This is a genomic window from Paenibacillus sp. 01T422 (assembly GCF_056398785.1).
This window is the reverse complement of record NZ_JBFTQB010000199.1, coordinates 1-15,652: the sequence shown is the minus strand read 5'-3', so window position 1 is coordinate 15,652 and position 15,652 is coordinate 1. Positions and strand designations below refer to the sequence as shown.

16 protein-coding genes are annotated in these 15,652 nt (G+C 39.0%); all 16 read right to left on the bottom strand.

The features are described 5' to 3' along the window. Positions 1–197: hypothetical protein (locus AC1DUA_RS13465; protein ID WP_477500247.1), on the bottom strand; the 197-nt coding region annotated here is incomplete at its 3' end. A 23-nt stretch (positions 198–220) separates the two neighbouring features. Then, a complete protein-coding gene (locus tag AC1DUA_RS13460; RefSeq protein WP_477500246.1) occupies positions 221–1,321 on the bottom strand; it encodes a DegT/DnrJ/EryC1/StrS family aminotransferase in 1,101 nt (366 codons plus the stop codon). 19 nt (positions 1,322–1,340) lie between these two features. Next, positions 1,341–2,297: an NAD-dependent epimerase/dehydratase family protein gene (locus AC1DUA_RS13455; protein WP_477500245.1), complete on the bottom strand. Its 957-nt coding sequence runs from the start codon at positions 2,295–2,297 to the stop codon at positions 1,341–1,343. Positions 2,298–2,306: 9 nt separating this feature from the next. Then, positions 2,307–3,725, bottom strand: a complete 1,419-nt coding sequence (locus AC1DUA_RS13450) for a glycosyltransferase family 1 protein (protein ID WP_477500244.1) — start codon at positions 3,723–3,725, stop codon at positions 2,307–2,309. Continuing rightward, the gene (locus tag AC1DUA_RS13445; RefSeq protein WP_477500243.1) at positions 3,715–5,661 is read right to left on the bottom strand and encodes a tetratricopeptide repeat-containing glycosyltransferase family 2 protein; all 1,947 of its coding nucleotides are present in this window, start codon (positions 5,659–5,661) and stop codon (positions 3,715–3,717) included. Before AC1DUA_RS13445 ends, AC1DUA_RS13450 begins: the two co-directional genes overlap by 11 nt. A 27-nt stretch (positions 5,662–5,688) precedes the next feature. Next, on the bottom strand, positions 5,689–5,985 hold the full coding sequence (locus AC1DUA_RS13440) for a hypothetical protein (protein ID WP_477500242.1): 297 nt from the start codon (positions 5,983–5,985) through the stop codon (positions 5,689–5,691). A 93-nt stretch (positions 5,986–6,078) separates the two neighbouring features. After that, positions 6,079–7,692 (bottom strand): flagellin N-terminal helical domain-containing protein, encoded by a 1,614-nt coding sequence (locus tag AC1DUA_RS13435; RefSeq protein ID WP_477500241.1) that lies wholly within the window; start codon positions 7,690–7,692, stop codon positions 6,079–6,081. A 171-nt stretch (positions 7,693–7,863) separates the two neighbouring features. After that, entirely contained in the window at positions 7,864–8,289 is a 426-nt protein-coding gene (locus AC1DUA_RS13430) for a flagellar assembly protein FliW (protein ID WP_477500240.1), read from the bottom strand. 72 nt (positions 8,290–8,361) lie between these two features. Beyond that, positions 8,362–8,931 carry a DUF6470 family protein gene (locus AC1DUA_RS13425; protein WP_477500239.1) on the bottom strand — a complete coding sequence of 190 codons (570 nt, stop codon included), beginning with the start codon at positions 8,929–8,931 and terminating at the stop codon, positions 8,362–8,364. 25 nt (positions 8,932–8,956) lie between these two features. Further along, complete coding sequence (gene flgL, locus AC1DUA_RS13420; protein ID WP_477500238.1) at positions 8,957–9,856, bottom strand: flagellar hook-associated protein FlgL; 900 nt, start codon at positions 9,854–9,856, stop codon at positions 8,957–8,959. Positions 9,857–9,890: 34 nt separating this feature from the next. Beyond that, positions 9,891–11,336 (bottom strand): flagellar hook-associated protein FlgK, encoded by a 1,446-nt coding sequence (gene flgK / locus AC1DUA_RS13415; protein WP_477500237.1) that lies wholly within the window; start codon positions 11,334–11,336, stop codon positions 9,891–9,893. A 55-nt stretch (positions 11,337–11,391) separates the two neighbouring features. Continuing rightward, a complete protein-coding gene (locus AC1DUA_RS13410) occupies positions 11,392–11,889 on the bottom strand; it encodes a flagellar protein FlgN (RefSeq protein WP_477500236.1) in 498 nt (165 codons plus the stop codon). 34 nt (positions 11,890–11,923) lie between these two features. Further along, positions 11,924–12,196 carry a flagellar biosynthesis anti-sigma factor FlgM gene (gene flgM / locus AC1DUA_RS13405; RefSeq protein ID WP_477500235.1) on the bottom strand — a complete coding sequence of 91 codons (273 nt, stop codon included), beginning with the start codon at positions 12,194–12,196 and terminating at the stop codon, positions 11,924–11,926. A 113-nt stretch (positions 12,197–12,309) separates the two neighbouring features. Continuing rightward, positions 12,310–12,732, bottom strand: coding sequence for a TIGR03826 family flagellar region protein (locus AC1DUA_RS13400; protein ID WP_477500234.1), 423 nt, complete (start codon positions 12,730–12,732; stop codon positions 12,310–12,312). A gap of 108 nt (positions 12,733–12,840) precedes the next feature. Further along, complete coding sequence (locus AC1DUA_RS13395; RefSeq protein WP_477500233.1) at positions 12,841–13,344, bottom strand: ComF family protein; 504 nt, start codon at positions 13,342–13,344, stop codon at positions 12,841–12,843. Between the two features lie 267 nt (positions 13,345–13,611). Next, positions 13,612–15,483: an ATP-dependent helicase ComFA gene (locus AC1DUA_RS13390; protein WP_477500232.1), complete on the bottom strand. Its 1,872-nt coding sequence runs from the start codon at positions 15,481–15,483 to the stop codon at positions 13,612–13,614. Positions 15,484–15,652: the final 169 nt, after the last annotated feature.

Genomic DNA, 15,652 nt, shown 5'->3' with positions numbered 1-15,652 from the left:
ACTTCACCCATAACAACACTACTATCATAAAGACTAGTATTTTCACCAGTTTTCAATAACCGCGCTTTTTCCCAACGATCAAATAATAATTCATTTGTGGGTAATACCCTATTGAATTTTTTCAGCATTTCAGTTCGTTTAGAATCTAAATAGTCCATAAAAGATGATTTAACAAAATCAAAATGTTCATTGTCCATAGAATAGCCACCAACTTTTATCGCTATTTGATTAATTCTTTTAGTTTTTCTGAAACGTATTTAAAATCATTATCCTTAAGCTTTGAATGCAAAGGAAGTGCTAATCCATTAAGATGTGCATATAAAGAATTTGGGAAATGATCTGAATTTAATTTGTATTTTTGTCTATAGTACGGTTGAGCATGTACGGGGTATGCCCCAAAATTGGTCTCGATTCCGGACTCTTTCATAAGTCTAATAACTTCACTTCTATTAACATTTTCATCTAAAAGGACATAATACGTCTGGAACGTGTGGAGACAGTCATTTTTTTCAACGGGAATTCGAATTCCTGGAGAGTCCAAAAATGCATCGTTATAATATTTTACATACTGCTTTTTTTGTTTTAGCATCATTTCCAGTTTATCCAATTGGATATGCCCAATTGCGCCCTGTATATTTGTAAGTCTATAGTTAAAGCCAGGAACAACAAATTGCGGTTTACCAGAATCCCAATCAATTCCATGATTTCTAAGCAATCTAATTTGCCTAGCCAATTCATCATTATTGGTTACAACTACTCCGCCTTCGCCTGTTGTAATGGACTTCCTAGGATGGAAACTAAAGCAACCTAGATCACCTAAAGTACCTACTTTTTGACTCTTATACGCCGTTCCTAATGCACATGCAGCGTCTTCAATTACATGCAAATGATATTTATCTGCAAGTCGCAATATTTCGTCCATATTAACAGGGTGACCGAACTCATGCACTGGCATAATCGCTTTCGTTCTTCTTGTAATTTTCTCCTCGATAAGCGATGTATCCATACAGAAATCATCCAGCATAATATCAACAAATACACATGTTGCTCCTACTAATTCAACAACATTGGCTGTTGCAGGGAATGTAAAGTCTGGAATAATCACTTCATCCCCAGGTCCAATCCCTAGTGCTATTAATGCTAGGTGTAAAGCAGCAGTCCCACTTGAGACAGCAATGACATGTTTAATATCAAGGAATTGAGCAATTTTTTTTTCGAAACTTTCAACAAACTCTCCTTGAACTAAATGCCCAGATTCTAACACTAACTTAACAGCCTCTAATTCGTTAGAATCAATTTCTGGAGATGCCAGTTTTATCATTAATATGCACCTCTCTTGACTATTTTAGATCATTAGCGGTTCTGATTATTCCTTCTTCAAGATCGATTTTCGCTTCAAATCCAAGTACATCCTTCGCCTTACTAACCTGTGGTATTCTCAGTTCAATATCAGCTGATGCTTTGTCAACAAATTCAACAGTTGATTTAGAATTCAAAACTCTAATTATCGTATTAGCAAGCCCATAAATAGTAATCACCGTTCTTTGATTACCAATATTAAATGATTCACCAATGGCGTTCTCATTTGACATACATCTTAATACACCTTCAACCATATCATCCACATAGCACCATGCTCTTATCTGGGTACCATCCCCATGAATATATATAGTTTCATTATTTAGAGCTTGTTTTATGAAAGTACGTATTGCTCCCTCACCAACTTGCCCTGGTCCGTAAACATTAAATGGCCTCACTGTAACAGTTGGCATCCCCTGTTGTTTATAGTACGCATAAGCTAAATGTTCTTCAGCAAGTTTACTAACAGCATAAGTCCAACGYGCCTCACCGACTGCTCCCATTACTGTATGACTAGTTTCATTGGATCGAAATGCCATTTGACCAAAAACTTCACTTGTACTAAAACAAACTACTCTTTTACAATTATCCAACTCTGCAGCGGCTTCTAATAAGTTCGCCGACCCCACCATATTTACAGTCATTGTTTTTACAGGATTTTTTATAACTGTGTCGATCCCTGCAATCCCTGCAGCATGTACAACATAATTGGATCCTTTAATAGAATGTTTTAGTAAATCCAGGTTTAGGATGTCCCCGTTAATAACATTTAGATTAGCATGGTTCACAAATGATTTAGCTTGTATAGAATCTCTAAAGAAATTGTCATAAACAGTTATTTTATTCTTCTCTACTAATTCTCCTACCAAAGTAGATCCAATAAAACCTGCTCCGCCTGTAATAAATATATTTTCACCCTCGATATTTCGGAAATCCATATAGCACCTCTAGTTTATATCGTAGATTTTAAGTAATTGCTGAGTATTTTTATACATATCGTGGTTTTTTTCAGCATAAACTCTTCCTGCTTTACCTATTTCAAGTAACTGATCAGGATTTTTTAATATGGACTCTAAAACATTCATGATGGTGTCTGGATTAGCAGAGATGATTGGTAAGCCTGTTGGGTATTTTTCTCTCATGAGTTCTGTTATCCAGCAAATCACAGATTTTCCCATTGCCATTGACTCTACTGCAAGTAAACCATAACTACCTACTAAAAGTTGATCGACTATCAAATCAGCCTTTTGATACCAACTTCGAGCTTCTTCGTGAGACATTCCTACAATTAATTTGAAGTCAAATTTGTAGAAGAGTTGCAATTTTTCAATTGTAGCTAATATATAGTCAGTTCCTTTAATTTCTGGAGATGTAGGGGCATGAACAATTAATAACTTTTCATTTTCTTGAGTGAAACTAGGAGAGTACTTAGCTAAATCGATTGAAGTTGGAATAAAATGAATATTATTGTAGAACTCCTTTATATTTAAATACAATTCAAAATCAGCGACTATTGCATCCTGAATGGATTCAGCCATCATCGCGATTTTTTTCCTCATTCCAATTTCATCATTTGTTTTGACCTTCAGGTATGGATTAAATTTCGACATAACTGAGAATTGCCTAACATCGCTACCCCAGTGATGCATATATATTTTTTTTCCTGATTCTTTTAGGATTCTGAGATCAGAGTTATCCATGGCAAGACTTGTTCCAAAATGAAAGTGAAAAATATTAAAATTATTAAGTAGTCCTTCTGTTAAACTATTGAGTTTATTTTTTAAATCCTCCGGAGTGGTTCCTTTATTYATATCCACTACAAAATCCGAAGAATAGTTCAAATAGCTAGGATAATAAGAGAGAGTTTTGCTTGTTACTCCTAATGAATTCAACCCTTTCGAAATTGTATTCATCTGGTTTGCAATTTCCATTGTCCCGAGCAGGATTTTCGAATTATTACTTGTATTCTTTGATTTGGTTTTCTCTGAAATATCATTTAATTTAATTTTTAGTTCAGCTTGTAGCTCTTCTTCATCAGAAATTTCTAAAGCACTATTATAAATATTGGCAGCCTCTATATATTGCTCTTTAAGTTCCCATAAGTATCCTAAGTTAAATAGAAGATCAACATTTCCAGGATCTACTTGTAGACCTTGCCATAAAATAAACCAACACTCTTCTAACTTATTTTCCATCATTAAAATAATTGCTTTTATTGAAAATATATCTTTGTCTGAGGAAGATACTTTCTCATAATCCGCTAACTTCAATTTTGCTAACTCTAGGTCGCCAGTCTCAATTAATTCCTTGATATGACTCTTATATTCTTCCAATTTCTTTAACATAGCATTTGACTTAGGATTCATTTGAAATTAGATCCCCATTAAGATTAGAAAATAGTTGACTCTCAAAATTAGATATGACCTTAGCTAAATAAGGGTAAACGGTAACTGCTTCTTTAATATATTTAATACCCTGTTTATAGTTATTATTATGGACAGCATTCTTTGCAAAATGAAGAAGCATAAAGAATTGATCTTCTTCATTATCTAGGGTTGTATAATATAACCTCATTTTGTCCAATTGATAAATCTGAATTAGCTTATTAATATTATATTGAGCATATTTTTCAAAATTCACTAGATACTCATATATTACATCGCGTTTCTCGGACATTGCACTTTCAATTTCATGAAGATAAAGGACATTTGCAATACATGTGTACACTCTGTTTGCTTCATAATCTGTAGTACGAATCGTTTCTTCGGACAAGTACTTGAATAACTGCAACTGTATTGCTGTATAGCGGTCCATCAAAAACTTGATGATCAATTTTAGTTTAGCACTTTTGATTTTTTTGAATGCTGCAAGTACTTCTTTGAAATCCCTATTTATATTCCTAAAAACTTCTACATAGAAGAGTTCAGATTCATTAAAATTGGTAGTGCGAATAAATTCAAGTGTAAGGATCTTGCTTAATTCTCCTTCAGCAAGTCGAACTTTATTAAAGAAAGCATATTGATCATTACCATCAGCAAATTGCTGTATAACCCTATTCCTTTTTTCACCTGAAACTTGTGTGATAAGGCTCTCTATAAACTCGGCATTTATACTATCACCGTTTTTTAAATTTTCCTTATATAAATTGAATGCATTTGGGAACTGATCTAACTTAAAGTAACAATCCAGCATTACTTTTTTTATATCTTCAGTTTCATTAAATTTCAAGGCAATTCTTAGTGAGTTCTCATAATTACCCAATCGATAATATTGAGCAATAAGAAGTGATTGAATAATATCTTTACTACTTTTATCTACACACATTAAAATAATTGACGCATCTTTAAATACTTCAAGTTCTTCGTAGTTTTCTATTAAGCTCTGATACTTCTCTGCAAACTTAATTGCATTTTCACTATCATTCAATGCTTGATAAGAAATACTTATATAGTGAATAAGATCAATATAATCTGGCCTTACTTCTAATCCTTCAAGGCCTATTTTAATGCACTCTTTAAATTCCATATTTGCATAACTATCGCGGGCATACTCAGCATAGAGAAATGAAAAATCTCTAGGTGAGATTGATGGGGTATTAACTAGTGTATCGTAACCCTTCCGTGCCTGCTCTAGAGCTAGCTTATAATCTCCATGTATATAATAGCTATTCGCTAGTTGATATCGATAGTAGATGTTACTTGCATCCTTTTCTAGTTCACTAATCAGTATCTCAGATGTTCTCTTAAATTTACGTTCAAGTAATTCCTTATCATCGAATTGATAACCATAATGGTTCAATACAATATCAGCACATAGAACAGGACTTTTAGCATTTGGCTGATTATGAACTGCACCTTCGTATTTGAATCCATTATTCTTAAATAATCTAAAAGAAAGATAAGTAAGATAAGTATTAGGATCCGCTTGTTTTACAAAGTCATGCATATAGAACTGAACTGTATTGTATTTGTTTAATTGCTTTAAACTTAGCAGCTTAATTAATCCAGCAGAATTGTGAAGTTCTTCATCTGCATCTAAAATAAAAATCCATTCCCCTGTTGCGTATGAAATTGAAAAATTTCTCATTTCAGAGAAGTTATGATTCCATTCATGAAAATAGACTTTACTCGTATATGTCTTTGCTATTTCCACGCTATTATCTGATGATCCTGTATCTACGATAATTAATTCCACATCTGGTCTTTGCAACAACAGTTGCAGGCTATCCAAAYATCTATTAAGATTTTTAGATTCATTTTTTACCATCATACAGATACTAAGTTTGAATGCATGCTTTGTCATATGATCACCCTAGCATAAAAATAGTTTTTATAACTGTTCAGTCCAATAAATAAGTAAAGGTTTTATTTCAAATTGAAGAAGGTCCGAAATAAGCACATAGTCCTCACCTTCAAGTGCAGAAAGTAAAAGATTTAACTTATCATTTAATTCATTGATATCAAAAGAGCTATCTTCTGTATTATTTGCTGTTAGAGCTAGATTTGCAAAACTATTCACTAATTCATTAATTATTATTGCTTTCTCGTTTGACGACATTGTTGGAAGCGTTGAAGATATTTTGTCAATATATTCTATTGTTCCAAAAAGCAAAGTATCTATGCCCATTAATTCATCCCCTTTTTATCATCTTAAAGTCAAAGTTTTGGGTAAAAGAAAAGGCTCTGGTCATCCAGAGCCTTTTCAAGAAGCGAGTAAATATTATCTCAACAATTGAAGAACACCTTGTGGTTGTTGGTTAGCTTGAGCTAACATTGCTTGAGCAGCTTGAGAAAGGATGTTGTTCTTAGTGAAATCCATCATTTCTTTCGCCATATCAACATCACGAATACGTGATTCAGCGGACGTTAAGTTCTCAGAAGCAGTTTGCAAGTTGTTGATTGTGTGCTCCAAACGGTTTTGTACAGCACCCATTTTAGAACGTTGTGACGAAACGTTTTTGATAGCACTATCTAATGAAGTAAGGGCTTGAGAAGCACTGGAAGCCGTCGATACATCCACGCCTGAAAGACCCAGAGCTGCCGTACGCATATCACTGATACCAAAGCTAATTGTTTGACCACGGTTTGCACCGATTTGGAATGAAACGCCACCATTGCCAGCTGCTTCGGTTTGAGCTTGGCTCAATCCAAGATCAGCTACAGTAGTTTTGCCATCGATTTCTTTGAAAGAAACTGGTCCACCTTGACTTACAACAGACACACGACCATCTTTCGTTTCATTTACTTTAATCGGATCGATATAGCCTTCTTGACCTTTTGTTTTACCTTGAAGTTTGTTGTAGTTACTGACCGCAGTGGAAAGTGCAGTTTGTAATCTAGCTGCAACTGTGGCCATAGATAGATTAGCACCAATACCTGCAGTGATTGTTGCCTGTAGGGAAATATCTCCCACTTTAAATTGGATTAGGCTGTTAGCAGCAATAGCTGTTCCATTGTAAGTGCTGGTTCCTTGAGTTGAAGTACCAGTAGCACCAGCTACAGAGTTGAGAACACCAGCCGTTCCGACTTTAACTTGAGAATCGATCCCTTTTGTTCCGCTTTGAACTACTAGTTTACCAGCAGCGTCAACATAACCTGTGACGTGCGAAGTATTTTTACCCGAAGCATCGATTGCCTCATTAATCTTGGAGATAATCAAATCTTTTGCTTTTGTTTGAGAGTTACTATCTGCCGCTGTAGCACCTGTTAAGATAGCTTTCTCATCAGCAGTAAGGTTCTGCCAGTTAACATCAATATCATTTCCATCAACATTGATCGTTTCTTTAACGAAAGAAGCTGCAGAAATTGATGTACCCATTACTGCGGCAGTACCTTGCAATTTACCTTCAGTTAACTTCGCTGTAATCGAGCTTGTAGTTGTATCTTGAGCTACGTTAGCACCGCCAACGGATTTCAAAGCACCATTCAATAATTTTTGAGTATTGAACTCAGTTGTGTTACCGATACGATCGATTTCGTCTTTCAATTGTTTTACTTCTTCTTGGATCGCTGTACGATCGTCGTTCGTGTTTGTTCCGTTTGCGGATTGGTCAGCCAATTCGCGCATACGTTGAAGAATGGAGTGAGTTTCGTTCAATGCACCCTCAGCTGTTTGAATCAAGGAGATACCATCTTGAGCATTTTTGGAAGCCATATCCAAACCGCGGATTTGAGCTCTCATTTTCTCGGAGATCGCTAGACCTGCTGCATCGTCGCCAGCGCKGTTGATGCGAAGACCGGAAGACAATTTCTCAAGGGATTTGCTTGCTGCTGCAGTGTTACCAGTCAATTGACGGTGCGTGTTCGCTGCTGCGATATTGTGATTAATTCTCATTTTTCTTCCTCCTGAAGGTTCGTTTGATCCACGTCCATGTGGATTTATTTGTAGGTTTACAAGCGGGTCGGCCGCCCAGCTTGTTGTCCCATTGATATATATATCGTCGGGGCCTTTCCGAAAGTTTATAGCTAAAATAAAAAAAATGTCGACTTGTGGCCGACACTTCAATCATTTCGATCTATTAATTAGTTTACTTAGGTTCGTAGGACTAATTGAACTAGCCGTAGCTTCTTTATTCTCTTTCGCATTCCAAATAATCGGCGCCAAAAGATTCAAAGTGCATTTAGTGAAATCACTATTTACCGTTACAACTGACCAAACGAGTACATCGTCGGCCTTCTCAATTTTCAGCTCCTCCTGCAAGTTATCAGGCAGAAGAATATCATACTCTTTGAAAAACAGGAAAGGATCAACAACGAGAAATGAAAGGTCACCGTTTTGAATAGATTGAATATATGAAAATGGAGCGCTATCTTCGGGTTGAACCAAAATGAATTGTGTTAAACCCTCAAATCCTGGAACACCTTGTGCAAATGTGAAGACTTCGGACTCTTGAACGGCTAACTCGCCAAAAAATAACGTCGAAATGTGCATATCTCAAGCTCCTTCGATACATTTTGAAATAAAAAAAGCCATAGAAATCATCTATAGCCTGATTATAAAGCATTAGGTTTTGAAATCAATTTGTGGTGGTGTAATTTCCACCTTAGGGTATTGTCTCATATAAATATCAAGTTTTCCCCGAGTGTAGTCAATCTCTGGTTTGTTAACTTGCGCATTTACATTGACTTTACCATCTGTAACATTAATTTCCGCTTTATGCGCGGTGTAAGTAATATCTACATTATCATAGCTTGCTTCACCATAATAGTCGAACTGCGAACGGCTAACACTCAATTCTTTCGCAATTTCAGCTATGGCATTCCCACCTAGGTGAATTGCAGCCATACGATTCCCATCTTCAACTCTACGTGCGATTCCTTGCATAGCAATTTCATGACTCTGGGAATAAATCCGACTTAGGGCTGTCAGAATTGGACCTTGACCTAATGCATCCCAGGCACGACTCTGATCAATCTCAAGTTCGCCTCTGGGCTGACGGATGTCTTGCTTAGGCCGATCCACTTGCATCTCATAAGTAGGCCTCGGCTGACGAATGTCCTGCTGCCCAAGATCTGCGTCAATACCGATGAGAGCGGGCTGCTGGCTTATTTGTATTTGAGGAATACTAGGCATCACAACAGCCTCCTAATCGAGAATATTAGCGAAGGAAATCAACTAGTGTAGGTACAATAACTTTTGATCCTGCAGACAATGAGGCTTGGTACACGTTTTCTTCCATTTTTAGGTTTGTGATAACAAGGGACATATCTGCATCTTCAGTTTTGGACTGCAGACTCTGTAGATTAATACCAATATCATCGAGCCTATTTTCAGCAAGCTGAACGCGGTTCGTCTTAGCTCCGATATCTGCTCTAGCACCTAAAACTCCGCTCAATCGTGTGTCCATAAGTTCAATGGATTTCTGAATGCCTGCAGTGTTACCGGAAGCAAGTGAAGTAGATAAGTCTTTTAAAATCTGGAAAGCATTATCTTGCATCCCTGAAGTGCCAAATATTTGTTCAGCCGTTTTATTCATTGCGATTTGGACGCCTGCACCAATTTCAAATTTTATTTCACCGTTATCGGTTACAGCATTGGCTGCGTTATCCGGATCAGGGAAAGGAGCCTTGTCAGTGATTTGTCCATTAAAAACAAATTTTCCGTTGAACTGGCTGTTTCCAATATTGGTTAGCTGACCATATAACTGATCGATTTCTGTTTTCATAGCACTCAATGAGTCCTCTGAATTTGTCCCGTTAGCCGCTGATACGGCTAACTCGCGGGCTCTTTGTAAAACACTGCCAGTCTGGTCTAGCATAGTATCCGTATAATCCAGGAAAGACACTGTAGCATCTACGTTTCTCTTATACTGATCATTAGTATCAAGCTCACTGCGATAGCGCATTGAGAAACTGATTCCAACCGGGTCATCTGAGGGTTTATTAATTCTACGCCCTGTTGAGAGCTGATCCTGCAGCTTATCCATCCGAGATAAATTCGTATTTAAATTACGTAGCAATTGTGTATTAAGCATGCCTTGCGTAACGCGTAATGCCATTGTAACTTCACCCCATATCCATTGTATCTAGCTATTATCTACCTACGGTTCCCATTGAGTTAATTACTTTGTCCAACATTTCGTCGAAAGTTGTTAGAGAACGGGCAGCTGCATTATAAGCATGTTGATATTTAATCATATCTGCCATTTCTTCATCCAGAGAAACACCGCTAGTTGATTGACGTCTAGCATCTACTTGATCTACTAGTATTTTCTGATTGGATACCTGGCGCTGTGCCTCTTGTGTTTGAACTCCGATTTCTGACACAACCGCGCGAAGGAATTCGTCGAATGTACCACCATTCAGGATAATTTTGGTGACCCCTGAGCCATCGAAGTTGTACTTTGTATCCTTGACGCCAGCAAGTTTCAAGGCTAGCTCATTGTTACCTTTTACTACTCGTTCCACACCATTAGCATCTGTATAAGTTTTCCCGGAAGCGGCGATTCGCTCCACATTATCCGTAATATTCGAACTAACTTGCACCGTTTCTGCAGCCGTATTAAAGTCTGTAATCGGTACAAAGAAGTCCCCTCCTTTGGTTGGAGGATCCTGCAGCGTATAGCCTTGCTTATGTATATCATTAACGGCAGTTACAATCGTCGAAACCATTGAATTCAATTGATTTTTATACTCCGTTACATAACGTTGATCGGACAGCATCAAGCCATAGAGCTCGCCGCTGTTCAAATCTGCTGGATATGCCCCGCTTGCTAGATCACTCGTAAAATCTGTTGCTTCGCTGGCAACCACAAGATCCTGGTTCCCCATTTTTACATGGTAACCGCCTGACTCCTCTTGTACGCTAACATTGATTACTTTGGATAACTCATCAACAAGCAGATCTCGTTGGTCACGAAGATCGTTAGCATTGTTACCAAGCCCTTCAACACGAAAAATCTCATTATTAAGTCCGGCAATTTGTTTCAATGTCGTGTTCACTTGGGTCACTTTTACATTCATGTTATCTTTTAAATCGGACCCTAAATCCTTCAGTTGCTTTGCTGCATGATTGAAAGCATCTGTTACAGCCAGCGCACTTTCCTTAACGACTGCCCTTGTTTCAAGATTATCCGGCTGTTTACTAAGCTCCTGCCACGAATTCCAGAAATTATCGAGAACCTGACGAAGGCCTGTATCAGAAGGTTCATTAATGATAGCTTCCAGCTTTTCTAATGTATCTTGCCGAACCGTCCATTCACCTAAGCTTTTATTCTCATTAGAAAATTGCTTATCAAGAAAAGCTTCACGAATTCGCTTCACCTCGGTAAACATAACACCTTGTCCCATTTGACCAGGGATAGTTGAGCGTTGCAAACTTAGAGCCTCAATAGGCTCTGCGGCAACCATTTTGACCACCTGACGTGAAAAGCCAGGCGTGTTAGCATTGGCTACGTTATGTCCCGCTGTTGTCAAAGCGGCTTGTTGCGTAAGGATCCCCCGCTTGGATATTTCAATTCCGCCAAAAGTCGATCTCATGGTTTACCTCTCCTATGCCCTTTTTTGGGATTATTCTCATTACTCAACTCAACAACTAGCCTCTGCGATCGAACATGCCTAGTCGGTTTCCACTCTTTGCTTGATTCGGATTCCTGTAAACTAGATCATCCTCAGGTGGACCAATAACCAGATCAAGCGAATAATTCACGAATGATAAAGACTGCTCAATAAGCTGTTGATTAATAATGTTGTTTTGCTTTAATTCTTCTATTGTAGCAAGCAGCTTCTGTTGTGCTTCCATCAGCGCTTGTTTCTCTTCAGCTTTAAAAATAACTTTAATTAAATCGCCGACCGTAATCTTGGGGTTAGGATTATATCCTCTCGATATTAGGTAAGAGCCGATGATTTGAATCCGTTGCTGATTCGCTTCTGCTATCGCTCTTACCCACTTGTTTTCTCGATTAACAATCATATTCAGTTGATCGATGTCATTGCCAACAAGAATCTGCGTCTTCGCCTTCGCGAGCTCAAGCAGTGCCTCGTGTGCTTCCTGGAGCTTCTCCATCGTTTCCAACAATGTCTGTATGGACATGATCGTCACCTGCTTCTATCTAAGATGTATTTCCTTATTTCAAATAAGGAAGAATTTTTTCTGCTATTTTACCCGCATCCACATGGTAAGTCCCTGCTGCCACTGATGACTTCAGTTGTTCAACACGAAGCTTTTGCTCTTCCGTACGGGACGTTTCCGATGCCCCTAAAAGTTCTTTCGCTTCAGCCGAAATCTCAACTTGATCCTTCAGTTTACCTTTCTTGCTGGCTGCTTGAGTGAACGCGGAATCTCCAGCTTTTTTATAAGGATTAATGGCTCCGATTCGTTGATTATCATTAATTTTCATACTATAACACTCCTATATTTTCTGACCTAAAAAAACAAAATGCCGATAATCTTTAGAACTATTATCGGCATCTCTTATATGAAACTTTATATCTCTACAGTCCTAATTCTAAATTAATGGCGGTCTCGTAAGCGCTCTTGAATCTTAAAGCTCATCTTACCGTCCCTGTCAGCCTGATCCGCTCTTCTCCGCTCGTCCTCAGCATTGTTCCTAACATCCTTCACAAGCTTGCTGCGACAAGATTCACAAATCGTATTTTCACGAATGAAAGTCCCGCACACTTCACATGGATAAGACATATTGGGAGCATGTACGATAGAAATTCGGCCTTCACGAATAAACTTCGTGATCTGCTTAACGGATACGTCCGTGGCTTCGCTTAAATCATTTATATTAGTGCCTTTGTTTGCACGCAAGTATTTCAGGCATTTATCATACTGCTGCTCCAAATCTTTCAAACAGTTCGGGCAAACCTCAGCAAATCCCTTAACAAAAATCTTCCCACAGCGTGGACAATTAGCAACGTTCATGCCCATTATATGGCCCCCTTCTATTGTTCCCTATACCTAAATATTTAATTCCAGTTTACCGCAATCCAACAGCGTTTGCATATCTCTATTTTTGAGAATCTAAATTTGGAGCTCCTACCTTGCCCATGTGATTCCGAACACTTGAACAGGTAGGCAGTCGCCTAGAACCTTTGCACACTGATTCATAGTACTCCCTGTGGTGTATACATCATCTACGATGTAAATGACGTACGAAGTTGCCCTGCAGCTTATCAGCTGTTTAACTAGGCTCTCGTTGATCTCAAAAACATGTACTAGATCGTCCAGACGCTCACTCCTATTCTTGAAGCTTTGTTTATCTGTATGTTTAGAACGATTAAGAAGTGGTAAAACAGGTAGCCCGACTTCCCGTCCTAACTCAATAGCCATCTGTTCAGCTTGATTAAAACCGCGCTCCAACAATCTACGCTCACTTACAGGTACGAACGTGATAAGTCTCTTAGTTAAAGCCGATTCTGTACTGCATTCTCTCATATCCTCTTGCAATAAGTGATAGGCGTGAACGAGCATGAGCCCTATGACCGACTTGAGCCGTTCATCTCCACGATATTTATAACGAGCTAATAACTCTTTCATCATTTCATCATATCTCACAGCACTACGACTTTTTAAGAAATAAGTTTGCCTTCTTCTTTGGCAGTCATAACATCTCTCTCCACGACCGCATATTTCACAAACTACCGTTCGAATCCATGGTATCTTCATATAACATGAACGACATAGTCCCAACTGCTTAACACGATCAGAGCTAACCTGCTTACAGAGCAAACACGTTTCCTTCACAGGACTGAGCAGCGAAAAGAAGGTTCCTCTCAATCCATTCAACCAATTTCTCCAATCACTCATTCATTTCCCCCTCTCAAAATAACCTAGTTTACGCGCTATGCGATTCATCTTCTCAATTTGTCGAACAGCCTCCTTTTGTGATTGTGTTATTTCTTTTGTTGCAAAATAAACCCTTCCAGCTGGATCGTCCTTTGATCTGCCAGCCCGACCCGCCATCTGAACAAGCGCTGCCTCATCAAATAATTTTGAATCGGCATCTAAAATGAATACATCTGACTTCGGCACTGTGACTCCCCGTTCCAATATCGTCGTTGTCACTAAGACTCGTATGTCCCTGTTGCGAAAACGTTGAACCCTCTCAGTTCGGTTAGGGTCTTTCGACGAAGTTCCCTCGATGCACACGTTAGTACTGCCATTTAACTTTGCCTTAAGTAGATCCACCGTAGGCTCCACCAAGCAAATATTGGGGACAAAAACAAACAACTGTGCACCTCGCTTCACTGAAGCTACCAGCTTTGCAAATAACGATCGAGGTAGAACACGAGTTTCTATATATTTATTTAGCGATGGGACAACAATGAGCCCCGGTACCGGCAAGGGGTGCTTGTGAAAACGAACCGGTACTCGCACATGCGGTAAATGGCCTCGTTCAGCAGCTTGCCTAACATCTTTCGGCGGTGTAGCGGATAGCAAAATATTCACACCACTAGGCTTGCAAACTTTAGCTGCAGCATAGGCAAGCATTGGATTGTTATGATATGGAAATGCATCAATCTCATCAATGATGACAAGATCAAATGCCTTTTCAAAACGCATCAATTGATGTGTCGTAGCGATCGTGATCTGCCCTTGCTCCCATCGCTGCTCGCTTCCACCATAAAGCGTAACAACACTATAGTCAGCAAAAGCTCGTGATATTCTAGGTTGGAGTTCCAACACCACGTCTTTGCGAGGAGTTGCAATTAATACCCGTCCCCCTCTGGCCACTGTTAAGTGAACGAACGGAAATATCATTTCCGTCTTTCCCGCGCCAGTAACCGCCCATATTAAGAAACGTCGAGGCTCTTGAGTTTGCACTCCACGTGCTCCCCTCCCCCTCTCATCCGTAATAAAATGCAACCCCTCCAATGATGCCCTGGTCTGAGCCTCGCTAAGTCCCCATGGTTTGATGTAGGTTTCGAGATCATCAATTGACTGCTTCGCATCTTCTACCGTTAACTTCTCATCCTCAGCTGTTCCCCCAGATATAAGCAACGTACAGAATCTTGTCCGCCCCATAGTTAAGCACGCTTCACAGTAAGGACAATCTTGTCCACAATAGTGACAGGCTGACCAGTACAAGCTCTCCTCACCACTTCCGCAACGTTTACAGGAATAAGTCGTCCTTCTCTGGAATCCTCTGCGCCAATCCCGGTGCTCCCTTATATGCAATCCGTTTCCTAAATTTAAATCTCCGTTTAGATGAGCCAGTTGAAGATAGCTCATCCACGCATCCGCTGCACCTAGCTCTAAATTCGCAGCTTTTAACAGCTGCTCAAATTCCTCTACGAGCAACACCCTACCGCTGCAAGCTAATGCAAGCTTGGTATACATAACAGGATCTAAAATCAACTTAGGAACCACAGCTTGCTCCCTAAAGGTTATTTTCTTCATTGCCATTTGGTCACTGTTGAGTATTCCGCATTCTTTGGCCACCTGGCGCAGCTGCCTCAGCATACTCTCATCGTTCTTAACCACTTGTATCGATTTTGCAGATTTCAGTTTGCCAAGTAGCCGCACTCCTTGCCCAAACGAAATAAAAGGTTCGAACATTACGAGGCCGGCGTCGGCTGCGTATTGCTCGAACCAATATTGAATGTCTGTCATAGGGTGAATGGTCAAATGCCAATTCCACTCTTTATTCAAACAAACGGCGTAAAGTTGAACCTTCATTGCTCACCTTACTCTCTTTTTAAGTAACATCTGAAAGCAATTATTACTATACTACAGGAATCTTCACAAGATCCTCCCTATTGCTGAGATGAACAACAACAACAGGTTCTCCTTCATGTTCACTCATAAATTGATCAACTGTATCAAAATCCATCTGATATCTCCTGTC